This window comes from Parahaliea mediterranea, assembly GCF_003402235.1.
GTDB lineage: Bacteria > Pseudomonadota > Gammaproteobacteria > Pseudomonadales > Halieaceae > Parahaliea > Parahaliea mediterranea.
In genome coordinates this window covers 792,016-818,963 of sequence record NZ_QEWO01000002.1, presented here as the reverse complement: position 1 = coordinate 818,963, position 26,948 = coordinate 792,016, and the positions used below count along the sequence as shown (strand labels likewise).

The following is a 26,948-nucleotide window of genomic DNA, read 5'->3' as shown; positions in this document are numbered from 1 at the left end:
AAAGGTGCTGCGACGCGCTTACAGGCGACTGTCGCCATAGGTCATGGCGGCGGTGCGCGACGCCTGTGGTGCCGGTACGGCCGCACCGGATTGGGGTGTCACCGCAAAAATGGCGTTGACCTGTCCGGTACCCGAACTGCCAAAGTAGGGCGTGACAATTTCCGCTGGCTGGTCATAGTCGGACCAGCCCAGCACACCCAGCAGCATGGCCGTGTCGTGCATGAAACCTTCGCCGTGCCCCTTGGCGGCGTATTCCGGCAGCATGGCACAGAACGTAGTCCAGTCGCCCTGCTGCCAGAGTTCGAGCATATTGTGGTCGAGGTGCTCGAGGAACGGACTCCACACGCGGTTGAGGTAATCCGGGGCCATGCCATTCTGGGCGAAGCGGTGTGACAGGGAGCCGCTGGCGAGAAAGGCCACCGTGCCGTCGTAGTGTTTTTCCACGGCCTCGCGCATAGCCCAGCCGAGTCGGGCGCTGTCGTTGAGGTAGTGGACCGTGCACAGGGCCGAGACCGAAATCGCCTTGAAGTGCTGATCCGGGTTCATATAGCGCATCGGCACCAGCGTGCCGTACTCCGGGTCCAGCGTGGTGTTTACATGGGCCAGTGTTTCCACCCCCTGGGCGTTGCACTCCCGGGCGAGTATTTCTCCGAGCAGGGGGTTGCCGCGTACGTCAAAGTCCATGTTATTGATAAAGTGCGGTAGTTCATTGCTGGTGTAGGTGCCGTGGGCACGTTCCCGGCAGTTGATGTGGTAGGCGGAGTTCACCAGCCAGTGGGTATCAAAGACCACCAGGGTATCCACACCCAATTCGCGGCAACGCTGGCTGATAAGTTGGTGCCCCTCAATGGCTGCCTTGCGACAGTCTTTGGTCGGTCCGTCGAGTTCAGACAGGTACATGGAGGGTACGTGGGTAACTTTTGCGGCCAGTGCGACTGTGCCCATGATCGGTACTCCGTGAAACCGGCTTGTGCTTATTGATTGCGTCAGTATCCGGCGGCAAGCAGGATATTAAAATGCAAAAAAATCGTTAAAAACAGGACTTTCATCGTGTGCTGCTGCGCTGTTGCAGCCTTCGGTAGGCCAGCGGGCTCAAGCCCACCTGACTTTTAAAGAAGCGCGACAGGTAGCCCGGGTCGCTAAATCCCAGTTCGTAGGCAATGCCATTGATCGAATGAGTGCCGAATATCAGCATGCGCTTGGCCTCTTGCAAAAGGCGTTCGTGAACGATCTTCTTGGGTGTGCTGTTCGATACCCGCTGGCACACCTGGTTGAGTCGACTTTCTGACAGGCCCATTGCCTGCGCGTAGTGACTAAGGCGCCAGTGCTGGCGAAAGTGGAGCTCTACTTGTTTGCTGAAGCGGTGAAAGTGCTTCAGGTCGTCGCCGGGGACGGCGGTGCTGTGTGCGCACTGGCGACTCAGTCGCGCAATCTGCAGCAACAGCAGGCCGACCAGGTATTCCAGCGCCATGGCTTTGCCCGGATGGCTGTTCTGCCATTCCTCGCCTAGTTGCTGCAAAACAGTTTGCAGGTGACGCCACAAGGCCAATCCGGTGTGGCCCGCAGTAGGCGCCGTCAGGCACACCCCCTGGTCAAGGGGCAGGTTGGCCTGCCGCTGCTGCCCTTCCCGCAGCAGGCGCCACACCATCGACTGGTGCACGGTGAGCACATGGCCACCTGCGTTGGCTTCGGTGCAAAAGGAGTGGGGGGTGGCCGGCGGCGTTAGGAACAAGGCCGGGCCGCAGGTTTCATAGAGTTTGTCGTCGATATGAAAACGAACCGCGCCTTGCTCAATGTAGTGGATCTGCAGAAACTGCGCGTGTCGGTGTACGGGCATATCGCGCCCGAAAAAGCCGGCCAGATTGTCCAGGGCATCATAGTGAATGATGGCGTCGGTGTAGCGCTGGTCGTAGTCCTCGCCAAGGTTGATATTGGGTATCCACTCGGGGCTGGGATGTGCTGCGGTGGCCATCATCGGGATCAGTAGGCGCCGTTGCCTTGTTCGCCCTGTGAGGATTCGCCACCGCCACTGGTGTGCCTGATGAGCAGTTCCCTGGCAGTATTGGCCAGTACCTGGGTGTCGACGCCCAGGGCGACAAACTGGGCGCCGCAGCGCTCGTACTGCCGGGCCAGCTCGCGCTGGGTGGCTAGCGTGCCGGCCGCCTTGCCAGCGGCGCGGATACGCTGCAGTGCCTGTGTCACGGCTGCCTTCACGTCGGGGTGGGCGGGGTTGCCGAGGTGGCCCATCGAGGCCGCGAGGTCCGCCGGTCCGACGAACACCCCGTCCACGCCGTCCACAGCCAGAATGTCGTCGAGGTTTGCAAGCGCGGTAACGGTCTCGACCTGGACCAGCAGGCACATCTGTTCGTTAGCGTCGGCAAAATAGCCTTCTACCTGATTCCAGCGCGCGGCCCGGGCAAGCGCCGTACCCACGCCGCGCCGTCCGTTTGGCGGATAGTGCATGGCGCCAACCAGTTCTTTTGCCTGCTCTGCCGTTTCCACCATTGGCACCAGCAGGGTCTGAGCGCCCAGGTCAAGCACCTGCTTGATAAGAGACGGATTGCCGTCAACCAGGCGTACAACGGCCTGCGAGGGGGTGTTCTCTATGGCCAGTAACTGCCCGTGCAGGGCGGTCAGGTCATTGGGTGCGTGCTCGGCATCGATCAACAGCCAGTCGTAGCCGATCAGCCCGCACAACTCCGCTGACAACGGGTTGCACAGCCCCAGCCAGAAGCCGTATTGCTGGTGCCCGTGGCGCAGGGCCTGTTTGAAGGTGTTGCGTGGCGTTTGCATACCGCCTCCTGTTGTCAGGTGAACTGGCAGCGAATGTCGCCCAGGGGGCCGTAATCGGCCCACACAGTGTCGCCGGGTTGCACCGTGATGGGGGCGGTGAATGAGCCCGACAGCAGAATCTGACCTGGCTCCAGGGCAATGCCGTGCGGGGCGAGGCGTCGGGCGAGCCAGCAGATGCCGTTCGCCGGGTGGTCGAGCACTGCGGCGGCCAGTCCGGTTTCCTCGATGACGCCATTGCGATAGAGAATGGCGCCGCTCCAGCGCAGGTCAATGGCCCGCGGCGCAAAATGCTGTTCGCCGACGATGATGCCGGCATTGGCTGCATTGTCGGCGATGGTGTCCATCACCGTGCGCGTGTAGCCGCCGGCCGGATCGACCCGGTAACTGCGCGCCGCAATCAGTTCCAGCGCCGGCACAACGTAGTCGGTGGCATCCAGTACGTCGTCGATGCAGAGGTTGTCACCAGACAGGCGCTCTTTGAGGACAAAAGCGAGTTCCACTTCAATGCGTGGGTCGGTGAAGTCGGCATGAGCGATGCGGCTGCGGTTGGCAAACCACATCGACTGCAACAATACACCGAAGTCCGGCGTGTCTATTTTCATGGCGCGCTGCATTACCCGGGATGTCAGGCCAATCTTGTAGCCAATGACATCATCTCCGCCAGCGATCTTGCGCTGCACCCAGGCCGACTGGACGGCGTAGGCGTCTTCCATATCCATCGCCGGATAGCGCCGGGTGAGTGCGGCAATCTGCACCCGCTCGTGCTCGGCAGTGAGCAGTTCGGCAGCCGCAGCCTCTATCTGCGGCTGGCTGAGAGTTGTCACGACGCCGCCTCCAGGTGCTGGTCAATGTTGTTTCTGTTGTACTTGAGTGCGGGTGCCAACTCCTTCATCTCAAACGACAGTGCCATACCGCCGCTATCGAAGCAGCCGTCGAAATGACGCTCATACACGGCGTAGAGGGCGCGTGCCGCCGCTTCCTTTTCCTCATCGCTACGGCCGCTGCCAATCAGGGCCGTGAGATGGACAAAACGGTGCGCCGGATTGCCATCCGCCAGGCGATAGTCGTGGCAGGCGTAGGCGCGGCTACGAATACCCTTGAGCGGGAACAATCCGGTCGCTACGGCACAGTCGTGCAGTGCGGCGAACAGAACCTGGGGTGCCAGGGTGTCGGGTTCGACATTGTCGGAGTATTCGAGCACAAAATGCATGGGATGGTCCTGTCGCTGCGATCAGTGTTTGCCGAGCTCTGGCACCTTGTGGGTGCCGTGCGCCAGGCAGACGTTTTTTGTTTCCATGTAGAAGTCGAAGCTGTAATCGCCACCATCCCGGCCGACGCCGCTCATTTTGACGCCGCCGAACGGCGATGGAAGATTGCGGTTGTTTTCTGAGTTGATCCACAGCATGCCGGTGTCGATGGCGTGGGCCAGCCGCATGGCGCGGCCCTGATCGCCCGTCCAGGCGTAGGCGGCCAGGCCGTAGGGGCTGTCGTTGGCGATGGTGATGGCCTCATCTTCCGTGTCAAAACTCAGTACCGTCAGCACGGGGCCGAAAATCTCCTCCCTGGCAATGCGCATGTCATTGCGCGCACCGGTGAACAGCGTGGGCTGTACATAATTGCCGTCGCGGCTGATGTTGTCGCCCTCGAACGGGTGGCCGCCCACCGCGATGTGCGCACCCTCTTCACGTGCAATGGCCATGTAGTCCAGTACCTTCTGGTAATGACTGCTGTGGATCAGCGGGCCCACTTCGGTGGCGGGGTCCAGAGGGTGGCCCACATTGAGGTTCTGTACCCGGGCCTTAAGGGCCGCGATAAACCGGTCCCGTATGCCGGATTGCACCAGCAATCGGCTACTTGAAGTGCAGCGCTGGCCATTGAGGCTGTACAACATAAAGACCACCGCATCCAGCGCCCGATCGAAATCGGCGTCGTCAAACACGATCACCGGGTTCTTGCCGCCCAGTTCGAAGTGCATTCGCTTCAGGGTGGGTGCACCCTGAGCCATGATGTGCGAGCCGGTAACTGACTCACCAACAAAAGCGATGGCGCGAATGGCGGGGTGTTCGGTTAGGCGCTTGCCCGCGCTTTCGCCAAAGCCGTTGACCATGTTCCATACCCCCGGCGGCAGTGCCTGCTCGCTGGCTTCGGCCAGAATGGCCGCCGTAAGGGGGCTGAATTCTGCCGGCTTGTGCACGACTGTACAGCCAGCGGCAAGCGCCGGCGCGATCTTCCAGGTAGCCAGCATGAAGGGCGTATTCCAGGGCGTGATAACGCCCACGGGGCCAATAGGGGTGCGCAGGGTCAGGTTGGAGTGCTCTGGCTGATAGAGGGCCTGGCCGTTGCGAGCCTCCGGGGCTTTGTCGGCAAAGAAGCGAAAGTTTGCAGCCCCGCGAACTGCCGCCTGCTTCATGAAACGCAGGGGCTGTCCGCAATCCATGCTTTCAACCAGGGCGATTTCATCCGCGCGCTCCACCAGAAGGTCTGCAAACCGGTGCAGGCATTGCTTGCGCTCTTGGCCGCTGAGGTCCCGCCACGCCGGGAAGGCCTGTTCGGCCGCTGCGCATGCAGCGTCGATGTCATCGGCAGTTCCGGCGGCGACTTTGCCAAGGCTGCTGTTGTCGACCGGTGTCAGGTTGTCGAAGGTGTCGCCACTCGCAGGCGTCCAGGCGCCGTTGATGTAGTGCGTGGTCGGTTTGTCGCGGAAGCGCTGCAGGTAGGCTTGGGCGCGAGACAGGTTGTGCGTCAAATCGGACATGGCGGTTCCTCCGTAGAGCAATAAATATAACGCGTTAAATAATAGTTGGCCAGCCCTTAGGTGATTTTGTGATGGTATTTCGGAAAATCTGGATAATAACCAGTGATATGCGCCGACACTTTCGTTCTCTGCGGGTTGATAAGATAACGAGTTAACTATATTGTGGTGTTTCTGAAGCATGTCGATAGGGTGCCAAAGGAGGAGAAATGCGGTTAGCAACTTACTGCCGTGCAGGCCAGGAGTCCTGGGGGGCGGTGATCCATGAGGCTGGCGAAGACCGGCTTGTGGATCTTGCGCACATAGCGCCCAGCCTGAAGTGCGCAATCGAGCAGAACGCGCTTGCCTCGGTGGCCTTAGAAGGGCTGCCGACGCTTTCCCTGCAGAAGGTAACCTGGCTGCCGCCCATTGCTGCGCCGGAAAAGATCCTGTGCATTGGCGTTAACTACGCCAACCGCAACGCCGAGTACAAAGACGGTAGCGACGCCCCCACTAAGCCCAGTGTGTTTATCCGCTTTCCCGACTCATTCACCGGCCACGGGGAGCCCCTGATTCGCCCGCCAGAATCCCGGCAGCTCGATTACGAGGGCGAGATCGTTGTGGTGATTGGCAAGGGCGGGCGGCGCATTCCGCGTGAGCGGGCCTTTGAGCATATCGCCGGCCTGACCATCATGAACGAGGGCACACTGCGCGACTGGGTGCGCCATGCCAAGTTCAACGTCACCCAGGGCAAGAACTTCGATCGCTCGGGTGCCATGGGCCCCTGGCTGGTGAGCGCCGACGAATTCACCCCAGAAGCCTTGCGGGACATGCGCGTCACAACCCGCGTTAATGGCGAGGTGCGCCAGGATGACACCACCGCCAGTATGATGTTTCCCATGGATTTCATCATTGAGTACCTTTCCACCTTTTGCGCGTTGAAACCGGGTGATGTGATCGCCACGGGCACCCCCAACGGCGCGGGGGCACGCTTTGATCCACCCCGGTATCTGGTGCCCGGTGACGAGGTGGAAGTGGAGGTGCAGGGCGTGGGGACGCTTTGCAACGGCGTTGCCGACGAGGAGCTTTGATGCCCATGCGTGCGTTTAGGCGATCGCTGCCGATGTCCCTGCTCAAGGCGCGGGAGGCAGTCATGAAGAAGTTCATCCCCCACCTGCGTGAGCACGACCTGTCCCCCCAGCAGTGGCGTGTTTTGCGCGCGCTGTTTGATGCCCGGGAGGGCCAGGCGCCGGAGGTAGAGATGACGGTATTGGCCGAACAGTGCTATCTGCTCATGCCGAGCCTGTCGCGTATTGTCCAGCACCTGCTCAAGCGCGAGCTGATCCTGCGTCGTTCCTCCGAGACCGACCAGCGCCGTTCCATGATTCGCCTGAGTGACAGTGGCGCGGAGTTGGTGAAGATGATGGCCGTGCAATCCGAAGCCCGTTACGAGCACATTACCGAGGTATTTGGCTATGGCAAGCTGGAACTGCTCTACGAATTGCTGGAAGAGTTGACGGATAAACTCAGCGCTGCCGATTCTGCGTCAGCTGCCGATAGGCAGAATCCCCGCAATCAGTGAATCTGGTCGCTGGTGCCGGATACCAGCTCCCCAATCGATACAGGCTTGATGGGGAAGCGCGATTGAAAGACCGCTTCGCCCCGGTGTTCTGCCAGCAGGCTGCGCAACTGGTATTGGCAGTACCGGCCCTGGCACAGGCCCATGCCGCAGCGTGACAGCAGCTTGAGCGCATTGATGTCGGTGGCGAAGGGGTTGTTCTTGAGGGCGGTGGTAACGTCGCCAACGCTGACCTCCTCACATTTGCACAGGGTGCTATCCGGTGTCATTAGCCCGCGCAGCAGGTCTGCTCCCGGGTGCGACAGACGGCTGAGCAGGTCGGCAAAGCGATACAGTGAGCGCAGGGCACGGCGTGTGGGCCGGGCCTGGTTGTTCGCCGCATCAACTGGCAGCACACCAGCATCCAAGGCGGCGGCCAGCCCGGCCAGCTCGCCCTCGCGCTGGGCGACATCGGCGCCGCCAATGCCGGTTGTCTCGCCGGCAACGTACACACCAGGCAGCGAGCTGCGCATCCAGGCATCCACCTCCGCGACCCAGCCGCCAGCGGTATCCGACCAGTGGCCGCTAGCGCCGAGCTGGCTGGCGAGTTGGCTGTTGGCCAGAAAGCCAAACCCGATGCCGAGACGGTCGCAGTCAATACTATCGACGGGGCGGGATGGGGCGCCGTTTTGCAGCGTTTTGCTGGCAGTGATTTCGACACTCTGCAAGCGGCCATCGCCTCGCGCGCAGCTGGCCACCTGACCGAAGCGAACGGGCACTCCACGGCGCAACAGGCGGGCGCAGGCGCGGCTGAAGTACAGGATCTTTCCGGGGTGGGGCAACAGCGCCGGGCTGTGGCGCAGGGCCTGGCCGATAACCGAAGGCGGTTGTGAAAACAGCACCGCGGCCACGTCGCCGCCGGCCTGCAGCACCTGGTCCGCCACGATCAATTGCAGGGGATGGCTACCGCTAAACAGAAAACGTTCCCCCGGCACTATTTGCTGGCTCTTGATAAAAGCCTGAATACCGCCGGTGGCCATAACCCCCGGCAGCGTGCTGCCCGGGAAACTGACCGGCATGTCATGACAGCCAGTGGCGATCAGCAGACGGTCTGCGGTCAGTTCACAGGTGCCGCCTGCTCCGTTTAGTTGCAGTCGAACACCCTCGGCGACAAGGTCGGCGCCCAGTACCGTGGTGGCCTGTAGCCAGCGCACGTTGGTGAGTTCCGTGCTCTGGCGCAGCAGCTGCTGCTGGGGGCTATAGATGCGATCGGTCAGCCAGCGGTCAACGCGAAAGGCTTGCGGTGGCTGGCGCAGAATCTGCCCGCCCGCACGGGCCTGCTCGTCGATGACCGTTACCGCCAGGCCGTGGCTGGCGGCGATGCGGGCCGCCGCCATACCCGCCGGACCGGCGCCGACAATGGCCAGGTCAGTGCGCATGCTTGTCTGCCTTCCTTGCATCGGCATTGAGGCAGGGCAGCTGTCGGCCGGTGTGTACCTGCATGTGCGCCTCGACCGGGCTCTGGCAGGCAAGCACCCAGCCGCGCCCTTCAATCTGCACCCGGCATTCGAAGCAGGTGCCCATGTTGCAGAAGGGTGCCCGGGGCTGGCCGTTGTGGGTCCGGTAAAACGCGCTACAACCCTGCAGCAACAATACGCTGGCCAGGGTTTCTCCCTCGCGGGCAATGACAGGCCCGCCGTCAACGATCAGTTCGACCGGTTCGCCTCTTTGCACGCCCTGTTCAATTCGTCTGGCCATGGCTATCCCATAAACATGTTCATGTGTGCAAAGCGATCTGGTGAGTAGGGCGCCAGTGAATGGGAGGCTTCCCCACGGGTGATCAGCTCCGACAGCAGCCGGGCGTAGGTGGGGCCGTAGGTGAAGCCGGAGCCGCCGGCGGCAACATAGTAGCCCGGCGCGCGCGAAACAGCTCCAATCAGGGGCAGCTGGTCCGGGGTGATGCCAGTGGTGCCTGTCCAGCTGCGCAGCACCCGCAGCGATTCAATGCCAGGAGCCACGGCGAGGGCGGTGCGCAGGTTGGCGCGCAGGGCCGCCATGTCAACCTGGGGGCGCCCCGGCAGCCACTGTCCATGCTGTTGCGGCAGGCGTGCCGACCAGCCGCCGCCGATCAGGACGTTACCATCGTCCACCTGCTTCATGGACAGCCTGCGCCCCACATGCTGGATCAGGTGGTGTATGAACAGCGCGGTGCGCTCGGTCACGTTCATCAGCAGGCCCACCGGAAAGACTGGCAGGTGCAGATTCGCCATGCGGCCAAGGTCCATGGCCCAGGCGCCTGCCGCATTGACCAGGACATCAGACGTCCATTCGCAAACCTCCCCGCTGCCCAAAGCGCCGCGAACCCGCCAGCGGTTGCCCTGGCGGCGGGTCTCGGTTACCGCGCAGTGGGTGACGATACTCGCGCCAAGGCGCTTTGCCTTGCGCGCGTAGGCGGGGGTCAGGAGCCTTGGGTTGCAGTGGCCTTCGTGGGGGCAGTAAAGGGCGGCGCGCACGGCCGGGCTGAGGTAGGGCGCGCGGGCCTGGGTTTGAGCCGCGTCCAGCAGGGTGACTTCCAGTCCCTGTGCCTGTTCGATGGCGGCCTTGCGCTCCAGAAGCCCAATATCTTCGTCTGTTTCAGCCAGCATGAGCCCCCCATGCATGGCCAGTTCAAGCGGGCTTTCCAGTTCGGCCTCGATGCCGCGCCAGTGGTCTATGGCTACCTGTGTCAGGGCGACATAGTGTTGCAGCTCGTCTGCGAGCGCATCGGCGTGGTGGATCAGCCGGTGCTCAAGCTGGAAGTGCAGGGACCCCGCGTTCTGGCCGGAAGCGCCACGGTTGATTTCACCGCGCTCCAGCAGCGCCACAGAAAGCCCCGCTTCGGCGAGGTAGCAGGCAGTGGCGCAGCCTGCCAGCCCTCCGCCAATCACCAGGGCATCGTAGTGCATCAGCTGGCGAGCAGGCCCAGTTTGTCGAGGGTCGCGCGCACCTTCTCCACGCCACTGTCGTCCAGCGGCAGAATCGGGCGCCTGGGATGACCCCCGGGTTGCCCGAGCTGGTTCAGCGCCTCCTTAAAGATCGACTGGGCGGAGCCAAAGCGGCCGGTGAGGCCGGGGGTGAACCAGTCCTTCATGATGGTGCTGTCACGCTGCCCCAACTGTCGCGCGCGCTGAATGTCACCTTCCCAGATGGCGTTGAAAAACCCGGGTTGGTCGGGCCCCAGAACGGCACCCGCGCCCATGGTGCCGTCGGCATTGTGGTGCTGCGTGAGGGTAATGCCCAACTCGTTCATGGGGATACCGAAAACGCGGACTTTATCCTTGAGGGTAAAGAAAACGTCCATAAAGTGGCGAAGGTTGGGGGTTGAATTTTTGATGGCCACCACTTTGTCCAGGTCCGCAAGTCGGGTCAGCAGGGGTAGCGACAGGTCGACATGCGTACCCGGGGGCCAGTTGTAAACGCAAATCGGCAGGGCACTGTTGTCGCTGACCTCTTCGAAAAAGCGATAAATTTCCTCTTCGGTAGGCATTATATAGGGCGGCGCGGTGAGCAACACCCCGTCCATGCCGGCGGCGCGCGCGACTTCGATATTCTGCAAGACCTCTGTTGCCGTGTAGGCACTGCACCCCGCAATGAGGGTGAGCTTGCCGGCAAACTGGTCCCCGGCCACATGCATCAGTGCGTGCTTTTCCTCGGTACTCATGCTGAACCATTCGCCCTGGGTGCCCATGATGATGAAGCCGTGGACGCCGTTGTCGTAGACCCAGCGGTGCAGTTGCCGGGTAGCCTCGATGTCAAAGGCGCCGTCGGCGGTAAAGGGGGTGGTCAACGCGGGAATATAGCCGCGCCAGTCAACCGAATTTCGATCCATGCGGGGTCTCCAGCCCAGGGGTTAGGGATAGGCGCCCACCCGTGATTCATTGCAGCGGTCCGGTTGATGGCGGCCAGACTGCCAGCAGTTCCTAAAGGACAGGCGCGGTGTCTCTGTCAGCCGAAAGGGTCGGCTGCCTGATACCGCGCCAAGGTAATCGATAGTATTTTTCATTCAATAACAATAGACTGTGATTTTTGTTGCCTGAAAGGCAAACAATGGCCTGAGGTAGCGGCAGGCGAGGCTCTGTGACGGCTGCCGGCGCGCTTGTGGAGCGATTGCCAAGGCCTGCTCTACCACACCGCTGCCAAAGGTTACCCGCCATGCCCAGTGACGTGCGCTTGCGCTACCTGTTTGAATCGGCCCAACTCGGGACCATGCGCGCCGCGAGTGAAAAGCTCGATGTGGCCACCTCATCAGTCAGTCGCCAGATCTCTGAACTGGAACAGGAACTGGGGCTGGCGTTGATTGAGAAGGGGCGTCGTCGCATTCGCCTCACTGAGGCCGGAGAGGCCGCCTGTCAGTACTACCGGGAAAAGCTCTCCCAGGAAGAGGCTTTTCTGTCGCGGATCAAGGAGATGAAGAGCATCCGCACCGGCAAGATATCGCTGGCGGTGGGCGAAGCCTTCGTCACCCAGTCGTTCAGCGACCTGCTGGATGACTTCATGCAGCGCTACCCTGGCATGGAGGTGCAGGTGCAGGTGGGCAACACCACCCGTGTGGTGGAGCGGGTGCGTGAGGACGAGGCCCACATGGGGCTGATTTTTGATATTCCCCGCGAGCCCAAAGTGAGGGCCCGGCTGGTGATTCCCCAGCCCCTGAAGGTTATTGTCAATCGCAGCCATGCGCTCAGCCAGCGGCAGCGGGTCAACCTGCGGGATATTGCATCGGAAAGCATCGGGCTTGCCGACGAGGGCTATCGTATTCGCCAGCTCATTCACGCGGCGGAGCAGGAAGATGGCGCCTTTCTCGAAGCGTCCCTGCAAACCAATTCCCTGACCTTGCTGATGGACTTTGTAAAGTCCGGGCGCGGCATCTCCATTCTGCCGGAGTTGGTGGTGCATGAGGAACTGCTGTCGGGCGCGCTGTATGCCCTGGACACGGACAATTCGATTCTTAATTCCACCAAGACCAGCCTGATTACGCGGGTGGGGCGGCAATTACCGATCGGTGCCTACCGCCTGCTGCTGAGCCTTGAAGGTTTCCTCAAGGCCGCCGAGGAAGCCGTCGAAACCTGATTTCTTCCCCTTTTCGTATTGGGCAGGACCGACCTGGCCCACTGGTGCGTTGGGGGCTGCTGCCAATCCGCCCGTGTCGTTTTCTCCCCTGCAAGCGCTGCTGTTTGCAGCGGGCTTGTCGCTTGATATGCCCCATTTTTGCCGTTCCCGGCGGATTGCGTGGTCTCGTCAACCCAGTGATTTAGTTTGCGGCAGAAGCAACAAACAGTAGCTTTTGCTGTTATTGAAACAATGGGTGCAATCTTGTCGAATGAATCTGTCGTCCCTGCAACCTGCCCGTCTAAGAGTCGGGTGCAGCGGAAACACCTGACGAAGAAGTAGGAGCATGCCAGCATGAGACATTTCTTGCCCCGGGCTGTTCTGGCACTGGCGATACCCACAACAGAGGCTCTGGCAGGCACTTTCCCGTCTAAGTGTTTTGGCAATGTGGGACGCATACGTCAAAAAATAATCAACGATTCAGTACTGCGCATTGGCGCCGCTTGACACGCATGTCACTGAAAATCACAAACGGGAGAGATATTTTGGATACCACCAATAAGCCGGCCGCATCGCGCCGGAGCGTTGCCGCACTTCGCACTGTACTGGCTGCCAATGTCGCAATCGCCTCGGGGATTATCGCCCCTTCAGCCATGGCCCAAATCGAAGAGATTGTTGTTACGGCCCAGCAGCGGGAGCAGAACCTGCAGGATGTGCCCATCGCCATTTCGGCCTTCACCAGCGAGGCGGTCGAGAAGAACATGTTCCGGGATGTGACTGACTACGTCATGAAAACCCCGAATGCCAGCTTTACCTCCGCCGGTGCACGATCGCGCCGGGATATCAGTATTCGCGGGGTCACCAACTTTGTTGGCCAGAACAACGCCATCCGGACTTCCACCTTCGGCTTCTATGTTGATGGTTTCAGTGTGTCCAGTGCCAGCATTAACCCACCGATGATGGACATTGAGCGTATCGAGGTATTGCGTGGGCCGCAGGCCACTTACTTCGGACGCAACGCACTGGGTGGCGGTATCAGCATCACCTCCAACAAGCCCACCGACGAGTTGGAAGGTTCCATCATGGCGGACTATTCCCGCTTTGATACCTATGATGTCGAAGGTGTCCTGAACATTCCCATCATTGAGAATGTGCTGGCCGCGCGGGTCAATCTCAAGCAGTCCGAGTCTGACGGCAACATTGAGAACATCAACCCCATCGGCGGTGGCAACGACTCCAAGTACCAATATGCCAAGGCGTCTGTGCTTTATACCCCTACCGATGCCTTGACCATCAACGTCTTCGGTAGCTACGCCGACGAGAACGTCGGGATGCGCGAAGGCGTGCCGTCCGGAGTGTTTTCCACCTTTGCCGGTGGCACGCTGTTCTCTGACTTTCCCGACCGCGATGGCGATGGCCTCGCTGATCCCGACCCGGATGGTGTGGGCTTTTATCCGGATAACCAGGACAAGGTCAACTTCAATGCGCCCCAGGATGTGGGCACCGAGTTCAAGTACCTGGTGGGCCGGCTCGACTACGCCATGGACAGCATGACCTTCACCAGCATCACCGGCTGGATGGAGTCGGACTTCTTCCTGCAGGGTGACATTGATGGCGGCAGCGTGGACTACCTGCGCGAGTACCGCACCGTGCCGCGCAAGAGCGTCAGCCAGGAATTCCGTCTGCAGAGTGCCAACGACTCCGCTTTCAACTGGAACGTAGGCCTGCTGTACGCCAAAGACGAAGGCACCATGGACAACAAAACCTACGTGGGTGATGCGGGGCTACCGAGCTTCGGCCTGCCAGGTGGCTTCCTGATCGACAGTGAAGATTCCGAGCATGAAGCCGAAAACTGGGCAGCCTTCGGCCAGGTGGACTACATGATCACCGAGCGACTGACATTGTCTGCCGGTGGTCGCTACAGCGAGGAGACCAAAACCGCCACCATTCTCGGCTTCTCCGGCGCCCTGGTGACCGAAGTCAGTTATGAAGATACGTTCTATGACTTCTCGCCCAAGGTATCCGCCGATTTCGCCATGAATGAGGAGGTCACGCTCTACGCGACGATTTCCAAGGGCTTCAAATCCGGTGGTGTACAGGACGCGCCCTTCGAGTCGGCCCAATCCTATGAGCCAGAAACCCTGTGGAACTACGAAGTCGGGATGAAGGGTGAGTTCTTCGAGCGCCGCCTGCGTTTGAATACCGCCGTGTTCTACATGGATTGGAAAGATATGCAGGCCTCCTTCCAGCAGGCCGGCACGGATGATGAGGGCAACTTCATTCTCTTTGGCGGTATCGACAATGCCGAGCAGGCGACCTCCAAAGGGGCAGAACTCAGCGGTACCGCAGTGCTGGGTGAAGATTTTGTGGTCAACTTCGGTATTGGTTACCTCGATGCCAAGTTCGATACCTTCACGGCGTTCATCGATGGTGAGAACCGGGTTCTTGACGACAAGACCATCCCCAATGCGCCACGTTGGACCGCATCGGCCGATGCGGAGTACGGTTTTGCCGTAACGGATAATCTGCGCGGTTTTGTACGCGCAGAGTGGAACTACCGCGACGAGGTGCGCCCGTCTACCACGGCGCTGATCAATACCGGATTCCCCTGGGAAGTGCCAAGCTATGATGTGGTCAACCTTCGCGCCGGTGTAGAGAACGACACCTACTCAGTGGTTGCCTATATCGAGAATGCGCTGGATGAGGAGTACTACACCAATGCTTACCAAAAGGCGTTTATGAGTGGCCTGTTTATTGAGCCCTCGTTCCAGACCTACGGTGTGCGGGTGAAGTACAACTTCAACTGACCGCCGTCTGACCCAGGTCGACGCTTTCGCGGGGGTGGTTACTCGGCGCCCCCGCGCTCTTTTCTCACCGGACTCTGCTAAAGGTGGTCATCTGGATGACGGCATTCCCGCGAAAATTCTGCAATCGCCTGCTCGGTATTCTCGTGCTCGGGTGTTGTATCCCCGCAGCGAACTCCGCAACGATCGACGAACTGGCTGACCGCTATCTATCCCTGTGGACCGCCTTCTATCCAACGCGCGCCTTCGCCGAAGGATCGCAAGAGGCAGCCGCGCAGTTTGAAGATTATTCCGATAACAATCTCGCGCAATGGCGCAGTGCAAACCGGGCTCTGAGGGATGAACTGGCTGCCAGGGCCACACCTGCTGATGCCAGTGACCGCATAGACGCCATGGTGCTGGCGCGGCAGGTGAACGCTGAACTGGCGCTGTGGCGGGATGATCACCCCCTGCAGAACCAACCTGAATGGTATGCCGAACAGATCTCCCAGGCCTTGACCTACCTGTTGGTAAGCGAGCGATTGACACTGGCGCAGAAGCGCGATGCGGTTTTGGCCAGGCTCGCCGGTATCCGTACACTCTGTGAGCAGGGACGCCGTGAACTTACAGCCGGAAATCGCCTGCGTAGTGAGTCCGCCATGCGTTCACTGGAAGCGACCGCCGACTTCTTCCAGGATGCATTGCCGACGCTGTTGCTACCGCAGGAGGGCGCAGCCGAGCCAGCGTTATCTTCGGCGGCCCGCGATACGGCCCAAGCGGTGCGCGCCCTGCGCCGCCACATTGGGCAAAAAGTGCTGCCTGTGGCGGTGGACTCGCCATCCATGGGTGAAGCGCGCTATGCAGCGCGACTCGAGCAGCGCAGCGACGGCCGCCTGACGCCCGAGGCGCTGGCCAAGCATGCCCTGGCAGAGATAGATCAGGTTCGGCAACGCATGGTTGCCACTGCAAGGGAATGGTGGCGACACACACGCCGTGATGCAGCGCCCGCACCCGATGACGCAGCGCTGCTCGCCGCGGCGCTCTCGGCCATGGAGGGCGACCGCGCAGACAATCGTGCTGACTTCCTGCAACAGTTCAGTGACATGACCCACGCGGCGGAGCAGTTCGTGCGCGAGAAGCAGTTGGCGACAGTGCCACAGCCAACGACTCTCCTTATCGCCAGTTCACCGGATCATTTCGCGGGTGCGGCGGTGGGTGGTGTCTATCCCGCAGGTCCCTTCATGCCGCAGTCGAATACGCTGTTTTACCTGCCCTCCATCCCGGCCGATGTCAGTCCAATCGTTGCTGAAGGCTTCTATCGCTCATTCAACACGCATTTTAATACCATGATCATCTCCCACGAGATGTTCCCGGGACACTATATGCAGTACAAGGTGGCGGTAACCCACGCGCCGCCGATTCGCTCCATCTTTGCCAACGGCGCGTACGTGGAAGGCTGGGGCAGCTTCAGCGAGGTGCTGATGCTGGAGGCGGGCTGGGGAGATGATGATCCACTGACCTGGCTGGCCCACTACCGCAAGCGCCTGGAGAATGCGACCCGCAGCTACGTCAGCGTAATGGTTCATACCCGTGGCTGGGGCGAGGATAAAGTGGCGGCCTTCGCGGTGGAACGCGGATTGCTGGCGCCGCAGTTTGCGGTCAACCTTTGGCAGCGGGTTGTCAATTCACCGATGCAACTAACGGACTATTTCGTCGGCTATCACCAGTTTCAGCAGCTTTGGCGCAAGCAGCAGGAACGACAGGGCGATAAATTCAATCAGCGAGCGTTGGTGGATGCCGTGTTGCAGGCCGGGCCAATCCCGGTCCCCGATCTGCCGGCGTTGCTTGGTGGAAGTGCTGCGCACTCATTCTGAACGGGGAATCAGCAAACGTGATCTTCAATCGCACAATGGTCTGGCGCAGCCAATTCAGCTGTCTATTGTTATTGCTATTGCTCCCGCTGTCGGCTCTATCCACCGAGGCGCAGAAGCTCGATGACATGCTTGATGCCGTTTACGAACGCCGTGTTCAGAGTGATCCGATACTGGCGACCAAACTGGGCAGGCGCAGCGGCATGGATGCCTGGCCAGATCTTTCGGCAGAGGCCTATGAACGCGGCGTGGCCGAGGTGCGCGCTGATCTTACGCGCCTGCATCGTGATATTGATGCGGAGCAACTTGATAGCACTGCCCAACTGAATTACAGCGCCTTCGAGGCGGATCTCAACCTGCGCCTTGAGCGCGACCGCTGGCGCTACCATATCAATCCCATCAACCAGATTGTCGGCCTGCACCTTGAAATTACTGGCGTGCTGGTCAACTACCATACCGTCGATGACGTTGCTGCAGCGGAAGCCTATATACATAGGCTGGCAAGTGTTGGTGAGCCGGTCGATCAGTTGATTGCTGCGCTCAAGGTTCGTGAAGCCCGGGGTTTCCAGCTGCCCGCTGCGTTGTTTCCACGCCTGATCCAGTCAGCCCAATCCATCGCAAGCGGTGTGGGTGATGACAATGTGATCCTGAGTGATTTCCAGCGCAAGTTGCAGAAGTTGGCATTGCCTGAGGCGCAACACCAGGCGCTGTTGCAGGGTGCTCGTGCAGCGTTCGATGGCGCCTTCGCGCCAGCCTATGCGCGCCTGGTGGCAGAGCTGCAAGCGGAGCAGGCCCGGGCGCGGGGCAACGATGGTGTCTGGCGCATGCCCGATGGCGATGCTTTCTACCGGTTTCTGCTCCGTCAGTACACCACCACCGACATTAGTCCCGATGAGGTGCATGCACTGGGGCTCGCTGAAGTCGAGCGGTTGCATCGTGAGATGGATGCCATCCGTGAGCAGGTGGGCTTCGATGGCAACTTGAAGGACTTTCTAGCGCATCTCAAAACCGATCCCCAGTTCTATTTCGACAATAGCAGCGAGGGCCGCTCCGCCTATCTTGCACTGGCCCAGCAACTGGTCGATGGCGCTGTGGCGCGGGTAGGTGAGGTGATTCCCGGGGAGCTTCCCGCGCCGCTGAGGGTCAAGCGAATCGAGGCCTATCGGGAGAAGTCTGCGCCAGTTGGCTTTTATGAGGCGGGTAATGTTGCTGAAGGCAAGTTGGGCACGGTCTACCTTGGCATGTATGACATGGCAGGGGCTGCCCGTTACGATTTGCCCGCGCTGCTCTTCCATGAAGGGGTGCCGGGCCACCATCTGCAGGCAGCGGTGATGCAGACTGAACCAGCCATTCCCGCCATCCGGCAGTATTACACCTGGTGGCAGAATACCGCCTACACCGAAGGGTGGGCCCTGTACGCCGAGTCGCTCGCAAACGATATGGGACTGTATCAGGACCCTTATGCCCAATTTGGTCGCCTGGCCGGCGAGCTCTGGCGTGCCTGCCGTCTGGTGGTGGACAGCGGGCTGCATGCCAGGCGCTGGTCGCGTGAGAAGGCCATCGCCTATCTCAATGACAACACGGCGAGTTCAGTTGAGAACAACGAAAGGGCGGTGGACCGATACCTGGCTGTGCCCGGGCAGGCCACCGCCTTCAGAATTGGCATGGGTAAACTGCTTGAGTTGCGTGAGCGCGCCGCAGCGGGCCTTGGTGAGCAATTCGACAGCCGCGACTACCACGCATTGGTTCTGCGCAGCGGGCCGGTGCCGCTGCACCTGTTGGAGCAACAGATCGACCGCTGGATTGCGACCGCCAGCCGCCAGTGAATATATACCCCCGGAAAACCAGAAAACAGATGAGGTAGATGACAATGAAAAGCGTGCGAACACTGTGGTTTGCGATGTTGATGCCGTTGCTGGCCAGCCCCGTTGCACTGGCGGAACTCCGTGCAGTTGTTGGCGGCAACGTAGTGGACATCAGCAGCGGCGACATCCTCAAGGATGCGGTGGTGCTTGTTGAAGACGAGCGCATTACCGCCATCGGCAGGCGCGGTGAGGTGAATGTGCCTGAAGGTGCTGACCGGGTGGATGCCAGCGGTACCTGGCTGATTCCGGGTTTGATGAACATGCATGTTCACCTGGGGCTGATTCTGCCGGGGAAAATGGAAGCGGAACTGGCCAATGAATCATCGGGCGCCCTGGCGCTGCGCATGATGGCCAATGCCCAGGGTGCACTGGAAGCCGGCGTAACAACCATTCGTATGCCCGGCGAGCACGCCCGCGGTGACATGGCAGTGAAAGCGGCGATTGAGCACGGTGATTATGTAGGCCCGCGGATTTTCAGCGCCGGGGAGTACCTGGCGATTACGGGAGGCCATGGCTCTGCACCCGGTGAAACCTTCGCCGATGGCCCGTATGAGCTTATCAAGAAAGCGCGGCGGGAGATCAGCCGCGGTGCCAGCTGGGTCAAGATCCTGATTTCCGGCGGCATAGCGACCGACGGGGGTGGCATCGCCGAGCCCTTGATGACACCGGAGGAAATCAACGCCGTTGTCGATGCCGCGCACCGTTTCGGGGCCAAGGTGGCCGCTCATTCCGGGTCCTCCATTGCAACCGATGTGGCGGTGGATGCCGGTGTCGACAGTATCGAGCATGGCTATTTCCTGGATCGCGACATCCTGCGCAAGATGAAAAAGCAGGGTACGTGGCTGGTGCCGACCATCGTGGTGAGTCAGCCGGCCTCGGAGCCCTTCTTTACCCGTATCGGCTCGCCCGACTGGTATCTGGAGCGCCGCAACTCCACCGGCGAAGAGCACTGGAAAATGCTGCAGACGGCCATTAATGAAGGCGTGAACATTGCCCTGGGTACCGATCAGCTACCCCAGGAGCCCAATGATGGCACCACTGCTACCGCCCGCGAGGCGCAATACTATGTGGAGGCAGGCATGTCCCACATGGAGGCCTTGCAGGCCGCCACCATTCAGCCGGCACGCATGCTCGGTGCCGATGCCGATATAGGTTCGCTGGAAGTTGGCAAGTATGCGGACATTGTTGCCCTGTCCTCCGATCCGACCCGTGATATCAAGGCGCTGCGCGATATTCGCATGGTGATGAAGGGCGGCGAAGTCTATCGCAACGAACTGGCCCGGTAGTTGGCACGCCCGGGCACTTCCTGATGACAACGAAAGAGATAACCTTATGAAAAGCCTTAAAAACCTGACCAAACAACTCCTGTTGGGCGGTGCTACCGCTCTCGGACTGCTCCTGCTCCCTGCTGCTTCTCACGCCGAGGGTGCGCCGGGCCCGGTGGAGGGGCTATGGAAATACACCGGACTGACGAGTTCCAGTGGCAAAGACATGCCCCTGACCGGTGTTTTTCTGATGGCCGATGGTAAATTCCTGCAGCAGGCTGTGTTCAATGGCGAGCCCTATGCGCAGCAACAATCGATGGCGCATACCGGTACTTACAAGACGACCGAAAAAGGTATCCAGCTCAAGGTGGGCCAGACCCTGGGTCTCGCTCCGGTTGGCGACACTCCACTCTCCGACGCCGGTGTCACCGAGCACGATCTCGATGTTTCCCGCGACGGCGAGGAGATGACCCTGGTGTTTGGCAGCGGTACTGTGCAGAACCTGGAAAAAATGGGTGACGCGACCGGGGCTGATATCTATCCCCTGGAAAACGGCATGCTGGCCTTCGCCGGTGGCTACTTTGTGCTGGTCAATGGTGACGAAAAAAGCGCGGTAACGGGTTACGGAACCTATCGCCAGGAAGGTAAACGGATGTCCCTTGAAGTGATTCGCTGGTCTGAAGGTGTCGAAGGTCTGGTGCAGAATCTGCGCGACGTGTCACTGACAGCAAGTTTTGACGGCAACGCGTTGAAGCTGGCCGATGGCAGGGTTTTTCCGGTCAAGCACTGACAGTTTACTGCCGGCGGGGATACTGGGCGAACCTTAGCGGGGAGCGACTATCCCGGCCGGCAATGTCCCGGGCCGGTCTCTCCTGTGGTCGGTCCGTTCTTTGCCAAGCACAGAAAGGCGTCGGCGCTGACTATGACTGCGATACTTACAGCGGGAAATCGAACGCCATTGCAGGCCAGAGGCGGCGCTGGTCTGCATCGGGGTCGTTCACTATTCGCGTATCCGCATCATAGATCATCGTTGCGCGCCCGGTGTCATAGGTGGGCCAATCCTCACGCAGCCTTCCCGTTCTGATGAACTGGACCCAGTCGGAATGCATCAGATCGGACAGTTGTCGTGCCGCTGGCCCTTCGGGCCCCAGTTCTGCAGAACGGGGGTCATCCAGCTTTGACCAGACCAGTGGCAGTTCTGACCCGTGAACTGCATATCCTGCATTTGGTGGCCGGGTCCGCGCCATATCCAGGCGATAGACATGCACCTTGTGCTCCGCGGCTGCCAGCATATCGGCGGCGCGGATCGTCGGTATCCAGTATTCTTCGGCGGTCAGCGCGGCATAGCGGCGCTCGGTTGGTGTCGCGTTGGGCAGGGCCGCATCGTATTCGGCGTAAATCGCGTTGAATCGCTTGATCGCCATGTTGGCGATGTCATCCTGCACCACCGTACCGCTGCCATCGGTGTTCGGGCCAAAGAAGGCGCTTTCGTCCCGCGTGGTACCCATCAGCACTGGCACGTCAATGCCTTTCCCGTCGCGCATGGCATAAAGCGGCACATCGTTCAGATGGATACCATCGATGATTGCCCGGAACGGGTATTTCCGGTCCCAGCCCGCACTAAAGCGGATCTGCGCCTCCAGTAACGCTGCGGGTGGCGCTGTCAGAAGGTCCAGGCCATCGGCGGCGGTTTCGAAATCACCGGCCATCCTATGCGCGCGCTCGGCGGTCATTGCGGTTTCGGCACCGCCGCTTTCACAGATCGCGGCCCGGAACAGGCCCCTGGCAGCGGGAAGTGTCAGCAAAGAGCACACGTTCTTTCCGCCCGCGCTTTGGCCGCCGATGGTCAGCGCATCCGGATCGCCGCCAAATTCTGCAATGTTCGCGCGCACCCATTGCAGCGCTTGCACGATGTCCAGCAGGCCGTTATTGCCGCTGCCTGCGTAATCGCTACCAAGGATGGAACTGACATCGAGGAAGCCGAATACGCCGACCCGATAACTGACACTGACACAAACGATGCCGTGGCGGGCAAGGCGGTTGCCATCGAACACCGGCATCCGGCTGGCACCCGCCACATTGCCGCCGCCGTGAATCCAGACATAGACGGGATGTGGGCCGGACTCTTTGGGGGTCCAGATATTCAGGTGCAGGCAGTCTTCGGACAGCGGCATTGGGCCGTCCATGTAAAGGCCAGGCCTGGGTTGCCTTTGCATTGGCGCGGACGCGAAATTGGTAGCCCTCAGTGGCCGATGCCGCGGTAGCGGTTCCCGCGGTGCACGAAAACGCAGGTCCCCCACGGGTGCGGCGGCGAAAGGAATTCCGTAGAAGGCGAAGCTATCCGAATGCTCGACCCCCGTTACCGGGCCCTGGGCAGTGGACCGCTGCAATGGGGCTTGTGTGGAGGCGCGCAAGCCGGGAATGGATAGCAGGGCCGTGGCAGCACCCATCTGCAACAGGCGGCGCCGGTTCACGTGAAATGTGGCCATTGTATTCTATAGAAGGGCTGATTCGTTTATTTCGGCGGTTGCCTCAATTTCCACCAGAAAATCGGGCATGGCCAGTGCTTGCACGCCGATCCAGGTATTGGCCGCCGGTGTGACATCACCGTAAAACTCGCCGAGGGCCATGCCGATGGGCTCAAGATACTCGGGCTGGTGATTCACCACATAGGTACGCAGGCGGACGATATCCTCGATACCGGCGCCAGCTGCTGCCAGCACTTCCTTCAGGTTGGCCAGGGCTTGCCGCGCCTGGGCGCCGATGTCGTTGCCACCGACCACATTGTAGTCCTTGTCCCAGGCCACCTGGCCTGCACAGTGGATAGTGGTGTTGCGGCTGGACTTTACGGCATGGGAGAAGCCGTACTGAGTGCTGGCATACAGCGTTTGGGGATTGATGGTCTGTTTGCTCATGGGCGTCTGCTCCTCAGCGGGGTTACAGGTTTTGTTCAAAATAGCGGGTCATGGTACTGAATACATGTTTGCGCGCACCGGCGATGGTGTGCCGCTGGTTGGGGTAAACCACCATGTCGAACTGTTTGTCTGCGGCAATCAAGGCGTCTACAAATTGCAGGGTGAAGGCAAACTTGACGTTCTCGTCGCCGGTGCCGTGCATCAACAGCAGCTTGCCCTGCAGGCGATCGGCGTAATTCATCAGATTGACAGCGGCGTAGCCTTCGGGGTTGTCTTGCGGTGTTCCCATCCAGCGCTCGACTCCCACAGCCTGGTAGCGCGTCAGGTCGATGACCGGCGCTACGCTAACCGCCGCTTTGAAGTGGGGGGCGCCTTTGGTCATGAGCGCTGCCGCCAGGTAGCCACCACCGCTCCAGCCCCAGAACCCAATGCGCGTTGGGTCTACCCAGGGCAAGGTCTTCAGGTAGGCCACGCCCTGCAGTTCGTCCAGCACTGCGTATTTGCCATAGTGGCCATAGGTCAGATTCTTGGCGGCCTTTCCTCGGCCTGTGGTGGTGCGGTTGTCCATGGCAAAGATCACATAGCCTTGCTGGGCCATGTAGCGGTGCCACAGATCCTGGCTCGCGCCGCGCTGGGTGCCCCAGCGATTGACCACAATCTGCGAGCCGGCATTGCCGTAGGCGTAGGCGATAACCGGGTATTGTTTGTTGGGGTCGAAATCCAGCGGCTTGATGAAATAGCCGTTGAGAGTGACGCCGTCATCGGTTTTAAACTGGATGAACTCTGTTTGCGGCAGGGCGTAGTCGAGCATGCCGGCGACCGGTTTGTTCGCCAGTGGCACGCTGTTGCCGCTCGCCAGGTTGCGTAGCCGCACGACCTGAGGGCGGTTGGCCGTCGAGTGAGTGGCAACGGCATACTGGCCATTGGGTGACAGTTGCCACTGGTGCCATCCCGCGGGCTCGGTTACCCGGGTCACCTCGCCGCCCGAAAGGGGAACGCGATAGACGTGCTGATCGACAAGCGAGTCCTTCTTGGCATAAAAGTAGACGGTTGCCTCTGTAGTGGATAGGCCAATGATGGCATCGACGGACCATTCGCCGCTGGTGAGCGGCAGCAGCTTGCCATCCTGGTAGCGGTAGATATGACGGTAGCCGCTGCGCTCGGAGGTCCACAGGAATTCGCCGCTATCTCCGGGCAGGGCGGTAAAGTCGTCGGTAATGTCGATCCAGGCAGGATCAGTGTCGGTGAGTGCAACCGTGTGGTCGCCCTGTTCGAGGTCGAAACGCAACAGGCGCAGCTGCTTGTGATTGCGCGTGAGATGCTGAACGAAGAGATAGCGCCCCGTGTCGTCCCAATCGACGCGGGGCAGGTAGTCGTCAGGGTCGTGGGCGGTGTCCAGCCAACGGGTAGAGCCGTCGCCTATGCGATAGATGCCAATGCGGTTAATGGCGTGCCTTTCGCCGGTATTGGGGTAGTGAAATCGGCGTACTTCGCTGTACTTCCCCAGCTCGTCAATCAGCGGGTAGGTGGGTACGTCGGTGGCATCAAGACGCCAAAAGGCGATCTGTGCGCTATCCGGTGACCAGTGCCAGGCTTTGCGCTGGCCGAATTCGCTACTGCCGTAGTCGAACACGCCGTTGAATACATGCTCCCCGCCATCGCGGGTTATTGCTACGGGTTCGCCGCCACGGGTGTCTGCCAAGTACAGGTTGTTATTGAGAACATACACCACATGCTGGCCGTTTGGTGCGAGTTCGGCATAACGCACTACGGCGCCACCCGCCAGTGCCCGCAGGTCGCCTGTTTTCCGGTTATAGACGTAGTAGACGCCTTCGGTGTGGCCATCCCAACTGGTGCGCGCATCGGTTTCGATGAGGGCATAGGTCAGGTCGGGGCTCCAGGTGGCCGCGGTGGCGGTCAGGGCTTTACTGCCATCTTGCAGGCTGGGGGCGGCCAACAGCGTGGTGGGTTCGCCGCCGTCTGCCGGGCGGCTCTGCAACGCTCCGGAGTTGGCATCAATGTAGGTGATGGCGGTGCTGTCATCGCGCCAACGCAGGCTTGACGGCAGTGGGTTGGCGAAATCGTCGCTAGAGAAGATGGCGTCCAGCGTGAGTGGACGCTCCGCTGCCTCGCTTAGTGCCGCTACCAGCAGGCACAAGGCGGCTGCGGCAAGGCGTATGCGGCTTGAGTGTCTACGGCGTGTGATTGGCATCGTTGGTTTCCCTGCTCAGGTGTACTGCACCAGTTCCAATTGGTGGCCAAAGGGGTCCAGTACGTACCAGGACAGGGAATCAGGGGCAGGGCCATCCTCAGACACAATGGGGCCTGCCAGAACCTGGCATTTATGCGCCTGCAGGTAATTCACCGCTGCCTGTACGTCAGCCACCTCCAGGCACAGGTGCCGCGCGCCAACATCGCAGTTGCGTGGTGGCGTGGTTGCAGCATCGGCTGGCTTATCGTACTGGAACAGTTCCATGCCAAGATTGTCGGTCAGCTGTAACATCGCAATGTGCAGGCGTGCCCCCGGCACGTTCACATGAGCCTCCGTCCAGTCGCGACCGTCGTCCATCAGGGGGATTTCGGCGGCGTCGAAGGGTCCCATGCGGTAGCGCAGCGTGGCGCCGAATACCTCGGTGTAAAAGGCGACGGTGGCGTCAAGGTCGGTCACGGTCAGCGACACGTGGTCAGCGCGCTTGAACAGGGGGCGTTGTTTGTCGCTCATGGCGAGATCCTCCAGTGAGTATCAGGGCAGCAAAATGGTGAGATAGTGGGGCACCTTGTCCACCGCCAGGGCAATGGACGTAACAAGCCCCGCCACCAGCAGCGCGTTGCGCCACCACTCTGCGGTGTGGCTGCCGACCACGCTGGGGCGGTTGATCATGTAGATGACGATGACAAAGACCAGCGGTATCACCACCACGTTGACGCCCATCAGCAGCACGACCTTGAGCAGTGCGGGGAAGCTCCAGAAAGGCGCGAGCAGGGCTGCGGCCATGATGAAAACCGCCAGCACCCGGTGATAGAGGTGGTTATCCGCGGTAAAGCGCCAGTTGCGGCGAAACATATCGAGACTGAAGTACACCGACAGCTGTGCGGCAACGACCAGTGTGGTCACCGCAGCCATGAATACGCCGAGAGAGAAAATGGTTGGCCCGGCAAAGGCGAGGGCCGCAGGGAAGGCGTCCTGCAGCACGCCGCTGGCCTGGTGCACCGCTTCGATCTCAGCGTGATTGGGCAGGGGATACAATGCAAAGCCACCGGCGATCACGATAAAAATAGCATAGGCGCCAAAGATCAGCCCCAGGTTGACCACTGAGTCACGCAGGTCGCGGCGCAGGTCGCGGTGGGCGCCGTTGTCATCCGCCCGCAGGTACGGCATGCCGAGCAGCGCAGCGGGTGCGATAGCGGCACCGACCATGGCAATAATAGAGCTGGTAGCAACGCGGGGTGGCGCATCGCCAGCGCGGGAAACATCCTCAGGCAGGTTGGGGATGAAGCCCGCCAGTATTTGCGGGAGTTCTGTCATACCGCGCAGCGCCACCATCAGGAAACAGAAAAACATAAGCACCATCAGCAGGCTCATGGCTTTCTGCATGCGCTCGTAGCCCTGGGCAAGTACCAACCAGAGGATGGCGCCGCCGCACACCAGGCTGAGAATCACCTCCGCTATCCGGTAACCCTGCAGGTAGTCCGAGCTGGCGCCGGCACCGGGCGGGTGGAATCCGAACACAGACAACAGGGCAGATGTCATGACCGACATCTGGCCCATCACAATCAGAAAGTGCACCGGCACATTGATGAACAGCAAGAACCAGGCCACGCCGGGGTGTAACTGCCGCCTAATCAGCGAGAACATGCCCTCGCGTGTGTTCAGGAAACCAATGCGCGAAGCCGTATCTGTGCTGACCACAAAGACAGGCAGCATCAGCAGGATGACCCACAGCAAGTCATAGCGGAACCAGGCACCGGCGAGAAGAAACGACGCGACGGCACCCGCACCCATGGTGCCCGCCGCGATCACCGCGGTGGGGCCAACAATGGAGCGCAGCAGGTTGATCAGGCTGTTCATGGAAAGTAGGTGT

The 26,948-nt window shown here is 60.6% G+C and carries 23 protein-coding genes; 8 read left to right on the top strand and 15 right to left on the bottom strand.

The features are described from left to right. Positions 1–18: 18 nt before the first annotated feature. From hpaD to hpaE, 6 genes are all read right to left on the bottom strand, one after another. Positions 19–945 carry a 3,4-dihydroxyphenylacetate 2,3-dioxygenase gene (gene hpaD, locus DDZ17_RS09095; RefSeq protein ID WP_116365987.1) on the bottom strand — a complete coding sequence of 309 codons (927 nt, stop codon included), beginning with the start codon at positions 943–945 and terminating at the stop codon, positions 19–21. A 100-nt stretch (positions 946–1,045) separates the two neighbouring features. Beyond that, the gene (hpaA, locus tag DDZ17_RS09090; protein WP_116366216.1) at positions 1,046–1,972 is read right to left on the bottom strand and encodes a 4-hydroxyphenylacetate catabolism regulatory protein HpaA; all 927 of its coding nucleotides are present in this window, start codon (positions 1,970–1,972) and stop codon (positions 1,046–1,048) included. 8 nt (positions 1,973–1,980) lie between these two features. Continuing rightward, a complete protein-coding gene (locus tag DDZ17_RS09085; protein ID WP_116365985.1) occupies positions 1,981–2,793 on the bottom strand; it encodes an aldolase/citrate lyase family protein in 813 nt (270 codons plus the stop codon). Positions 2,794–2,807: 14 nt separating this feature from the next. Continuing rightward, positions 2,808–3,617: a 2-oxo-hept-4-ene-1,7-dioate hydratase gene (gene hpaH, locus DDZ17_RS09080; protein ID WP_116365983.1), complete on the bottom strand. Its 810-nt coding sequence runs from the start codon at positions 3,615–3,617 to the stop codon at positions 2,808–2,810. Next, positions 3,614–4,003 carry a 5-carboxymethyl-2-hydroxymuconate Delta-isomerase gene (locus DDZ17_RS09075; RefSeq protein WP_116365981.1) on the bottom strand — a complete coding sequence of 130 codons (390 nt, stop codon included), beginning with the start codon at positions 4,001–4,003 and terminating at the stop codon, positions 3,614–3,616. The genes hpaH and DDZ17_RS09075 overlap by 4 nt, the downstream gene beginning before the upstream one ends. A 21-nt stretch (positions 4,004–4,024) precedes the next feature. Further along, a complete protein-coding gene (gene hpaE / locus DDZ17_RS09070; RefSeq protein WP_116365979.1) occupies positions 4,025–5,548 on the bottom strand; it encodes a 5-carboxymethyl-2-hydroxymuconate semialdehyde dehydrogenase in 1,524 nt (507 codons plus the stop codon). A 206-nt stretch (positions 5,549–5,754) separates the two neighbouring features. On the opposite strand from hpaE, the gene DDZ17_RS09065 reads away from it, so the two are divergent. Together DDZ17_RS09065 and hpaR are read left to right on the top strand one after the other, a co-directional pair. After that, on the top strand, positions 5,755–6,615 hold the full coding sequence (locus tag DDZ17_RS09065; protein ID WP_116365977.1) for a fumarylacetoacetate hydrolase family protein: 861 nt from the start codon (positions 5,755–5,757) through the stop codon (positions 6,613–6,615). 32 nt (positions 6,616–6,647) lie between these two features. Beyond that, positions 6,648–7,106 carry a homoprotocatechuate degradation operon regulator HpaR gene (hpaR, locus tag DDZ17_RS09060; RefSeq protein ID WP_241505835.1) on the top strand — a complete coding sequence of 153 codons (459 nt, stop codon included), beginning with the start codon at positions 6,648–6,650 and terminating at the stop codon, positions 7,104–7,106. Here the strand turns inward: hpaR and DDZ17_RS09055 are convergent. The 4 genes from DDZ17_RS09055 to DDZ17_RS09040 are packed head-to-tail and all read right to left on the bottom strand — an operon-like array spanning position 7,100 to position 10,950. Then, complete coding sequence (locus DDZ17_RS09055) at positions 7,100–8,521, bottom strand: FAD/NAD(P)-dependent oxidoreductase (protein ID WP_170150190.1); 1,422 nt, start codon at positions 8,519–8,521, stop codon at positions 7,100–7,102. The two genes, hpaR and DDZ17_RS09055, sit on opposite strands and share 7 nt — an antisense overlap. Then, complete coding sequence (locus tag DDZ17_RS09050) at positions 8,511–8,840, bottom strand: (2Fe-2S)-binding protein (RefSeq protein WP_116365973.1); 330 nt, start codon at positions 8,838–8,840, stop codon at positions 8,511–8,513. The genes DDZ17_RS09055 and DDZ17_RS09050 overlap by 11 nt, the downstream gene beginning before the upstream one ends. A 2-nt stretch (positions 8,841–8,842) precedes the next feature. Further along, complete coding sequence (locus DDZ17_RS09045; RefSeq protein ID WP_206613488.1) at positions 8,843–10,027, bottom strand: NAD(P)/FAD-dependent oxidoreductase; 1,185 nt, start codon at positions 10,025–10,027, stop codon at positions 8,843–8,845. After that, entirely contained in the window at positions 10,027–10,950 is a 924-nt protein-coding gene (locus DDZ17_RS09040) for a dihydrodipicolinate synthase family protein (RefSeq protein WP_116365969.1), read from the bottom strand. The genes DDZ17_RS09045 and DDZ17_RS09040 overlap by 1 nt, the downstream gene beginning before the upstream one ends. A gap of 323 nt (positions 10,951–11,273) precedes the next feature. Between DDZ17_RS09040 and DDZ17_RS09035 the strand changes: the two genes are divergently transcribed. The 6 genes from DDZ17_RS09035 to DDZ17_RS09010 all read left to right on the top strand — a co-directional run bounded on the left by DDZ17_RS09035 (position 11,274) and on the right by DDZ17_RS09010 (position 20,741). Next, a complete protein-coding gene (locus tag DDZ17_RS09035; RefSeq protein ID WP_116365967.1) occupies positions 11,274–12,188 on the top strand; it encodes a LysR substrate-binding domain-containing protein in 915 nt (304 codons plus the stop codon). Positions 12,189–12,820: 632 nt separating this feature from the next. After that, positions 12,821–14,974, top strand: coding sequence for a TonB-dependent receptor (locus tag DDZ17_RS09030; protein ID WP_241505834.1), 2,154 nt, complete (start codon positions 12,821–12,823; stop codon positions 14,972–14,974). Between the two features lie 95 nt (positions 14,975–15,069). Continuing rightward, positions 15,070–16,824 carry a DUF885 family protein gene (locus DDZ17_RS09025; RefSeq protein ID WP_116365964.1) on the top strand — a complete coding sequence of 585 codons (1,755 nt, stop codon included), beginning with the start codon at positions 15,070–15,072 and terminating at the stop codon, positions 16,822–16,824. A 17-nt stretch (positions 16,825–16,841) separates the two neighbouring features. After that, on the top strand, positions 16,842–18,647 hold the full coding sequence (locus DDZ17_RS09020; protein WP_157976555.1) for a DUF885 domain-containing protein: 1,806 nt from the start codon (positions 16,842–16,844) through the stop codon (positions 18,645–18,647). Positions 18,648–18,691: 44 nt separating this feature from the next. After that, positions 18,692–19,972 (top strand): amidohydrolase family protein, encoded by a 1,281-nt coding sequence (locus tag DDZ17_RS09015; protein ID WP_116365960.1) that lies wholly within the window; start codon positions 18,692–18,694, stop codon positions 19,970–19,972. Between the two features lie 46 nt (positions 19,973–20,018). Beyond that, positions 20,019–20,741 carry a hypothetical protein gene (locus DDZ17_RS09010; protein ID WP_157976554.1) on the top strand — a complete coding sequence of 241 codons (723 nt, stop codon included), beginning with the start codon at positions 20,019–20,021 and terminating at the stop codon, positions 20,739–20,741. 145 nt (positions 20,742–20,886) lie between these two features. On the opposite strand, the gene DDZ17_RS09005 is transcribed toward DDZ17_RS09010, so the two are convergent. From DDZ17_RS09005 to DDZ17_RS08985, 5 genes are read right to left on the bottom strand one after another with little or no spacing between them, the layout of a single operon-like run. Continuing rightward, positions 20,887–22,401 (bottom strand): carboxylesterase/lipase family protein, encoded by a 1,515-nt coding sequence (locus DDZ17_RS09005; RefSeq protein ID WP_241505850.1) that lies wholly within the window; start codon positions 22,399–22,401, stop codon positions 20,887–20,889. Positions 22,402–22,446: 45 nt separating this feature from the next. After that, positions 22,447–22,866 carry a RidA family protein gene (locus DDZ17_RS09000; protein ID WP_116365954.1) on the bottom strand — a complete coding sequence of 140 codons (420 nt, stop codon included), beginning with the start codon at positions 22,864–22,866 and terminating at the stop codon, positions 22,447–22,449. Positions 22,867–22,888: 22 nt separating this feature from the next. Continuing rightward, positions 22,889–25,078 (bottom strand): S9 family peptidase, encoded by a 2,190-nt coding sequence (locus DDZ17_RS08995; RefSeq protein WP_116365952.1) that lies wholly within the window; start codon positions 25,076–25,078, stop codon positions 22,889–22,891. 15 nt (positions 25,079–25,093) lie between these two features. Continuing rightward, positions 25,094–25,588: a VOC family protein gene (locus tag DDZ17_RS08990; protein WP_170150189.1), complete on the bottom strand. Its 495-nt coding sequence runs from the start codon at positions 25,586–25,588 to the stop codon at positions 25,094–25,096. A gap of 21 nt (positions 25,589–25,609) precedes the next feature. Further along, a complete protein-coding gene (locus tag DDZ17_RS08985) occupies positions 25,610–26,935 on the bottom strand; it encodes an NRAMP family divalent metal transporter (RefSeq protein WP_116365950.1) in 1,326 nt (441 codons plus the stop codon). Positions 26,936–26,948: the final 13 nt, after the last annotated feature.

Excerpts from the sequence above, each read along its gene's own strand:
- DDZ17_RS09045 (WP_206613488.1), bottom strand. The coding sequence starts at position 10,027 with ATGCACTACGATGCCCTGGTGATTGGCGGAGGGCTGGCAGGCTGCGCC.
- DDZ17_RS09055 (WP_170150190.1), bottom strand. The coding sequence starts at position 8,521 with ATGCGCACTGACCTGGCCATTGTCGGCGCCGGTCCGGCGGGTATGGCG.
- DDZ17_RS09030 (WP_241505834.1), top strand. The coding sequence starts at position 12,821 with ATGGCCCAAATCGAAGAGATTGTTGTTACGGCCCAGCAGCGGGAGCAG.
- DDZ17_RS08985 (WP_116365950.1), bottom strand. The coding sequence starts at position 26,935 with ATGAACAGCCTGATCAACCTGCTGCGCTCCATTGTTGGCCCCACCGCG.
- DDZ17_RS09040 (WP_116365969.1), bottom strand. The coding sequence starts at position 10,950 with ATGGATCGAAATTCGGTTGACTGGCGCGGCTATATTCCCGCGTTGACC.
- DDZ17_RS09050 (WP_116365973.1), bottom strand. The coding sequence starts at position 8,840 with ATGGCCAGACGAATTGAACAGGGCGTGCAAAGAGGCGAACCGGTCGAA.
- DDZ17_RS09010 (WP_157976554.1), top strand. The coding sequence starts at position 20,019 with ATGAAAAGCCTTAAAAACCTGACCAAACAACTCCTGTTGGGCGGTGCT.
- DDZ17_RS09085 (WP_116365985.1), bottom strand. The coding sequence starts at position 2,793 with ATGCAAACGCCACGCAACACCTTCAAACAGGCCCTGCGCCACGGGCAC.
- DDZ17_RS09025 (WP_116365964.1), top strand. The coding sequence starts at position 15,070 with ATGACGGCATTCCCGCGAAAATTCTGCAATCGCCTGCTCGGTATTCTC.
- DDZ17_RS09035 (WP_116365967.1), top strand. The coding sequence starts at position 11,274 with ATGCCCAGTGACGTGCGCTTGCGCTACCTGTTTGAATCGGCCCAACTC.
- DDZ17_RS08995 (WP_116365952.1), bottom strand. The coding sequence starts at position 25,078 with ATGCCAATCACACGCCGTAGACACTCAAGCCGCATACGCCTTGCCGCA.
- DDZ17_RS08990 (WP_170150189.1), bottom strand. The coding sequence starts at position 25,588 with ATGAGCGACAAACAACGCCCCCTGTTCAAGCGCGCTGACCACGTGTCG.
- hpaE (WP_116365979.1), bottom strand. The coding sequence starts at position 5,548 with ATGTCCGATTTGACGCACAACCTGTCTCGCGCCCAAGCCTACCTGCAG.
- DDZ17_RS09075 (WP_116365981.1), bottom strand. The coding sequence starts at position 4,003 with ATGCATTTTGTGCTCGAATACTCCGACAATGTCGAACCCGACACCCTG.
- hpaR (WP_241505835.1), top strand. The coding sequence starts at position 6,648 with ATGTCCCTGCTCAAGGCGCGGGAGGCAGTCATGAAGAAGTTCATCCCC.
- DDZ17_RS09065 (WP_116365977.1), top strand. The coding sequence starts at position 5,755 with ATGCGGTTAGCAACTTACTGCCGTGCAGGCCAGGAGTCCTGGGGGGCG.
- DDZ17_RS09000 (WP_116365954.1), bottom strand. The coding sequence starts at position 22,866 with ATGAGCAAACAGACCATCAATCCCCAAACGCTGTATGCCAGCACTCAG.
- DDZ17_RS09005 (WP_241505850.1), bottom strand. The coding sequence starts at position 22,401 with ATGGGTGCTGCCACGGCCCTGCTATCCATTCCCGGCTTGCGCGCCTCC.
- hpaA (WP_116366216.1), bottom strand. The coding sequence starts at position 1,972 with ATGGCCACCGCAGCACATCCCAGCCCCGAGTGGATACCCAATATCAAC.
- hpaD (WP_116365987.1), bottom strand. The coding sequence starts at position 945 with ATGGGCACAGTCGCACTGGCCGCAAAAGTTACCCACGTACCCTCCATG.
- DDZ17_RS09015 (WP_116365960.1), top strand. The coding sequence starts at position 18,692 with ATGAAAAGCGTGCGAACACTGTGGTTTGCGATGTTGATGCCGTTGCTG.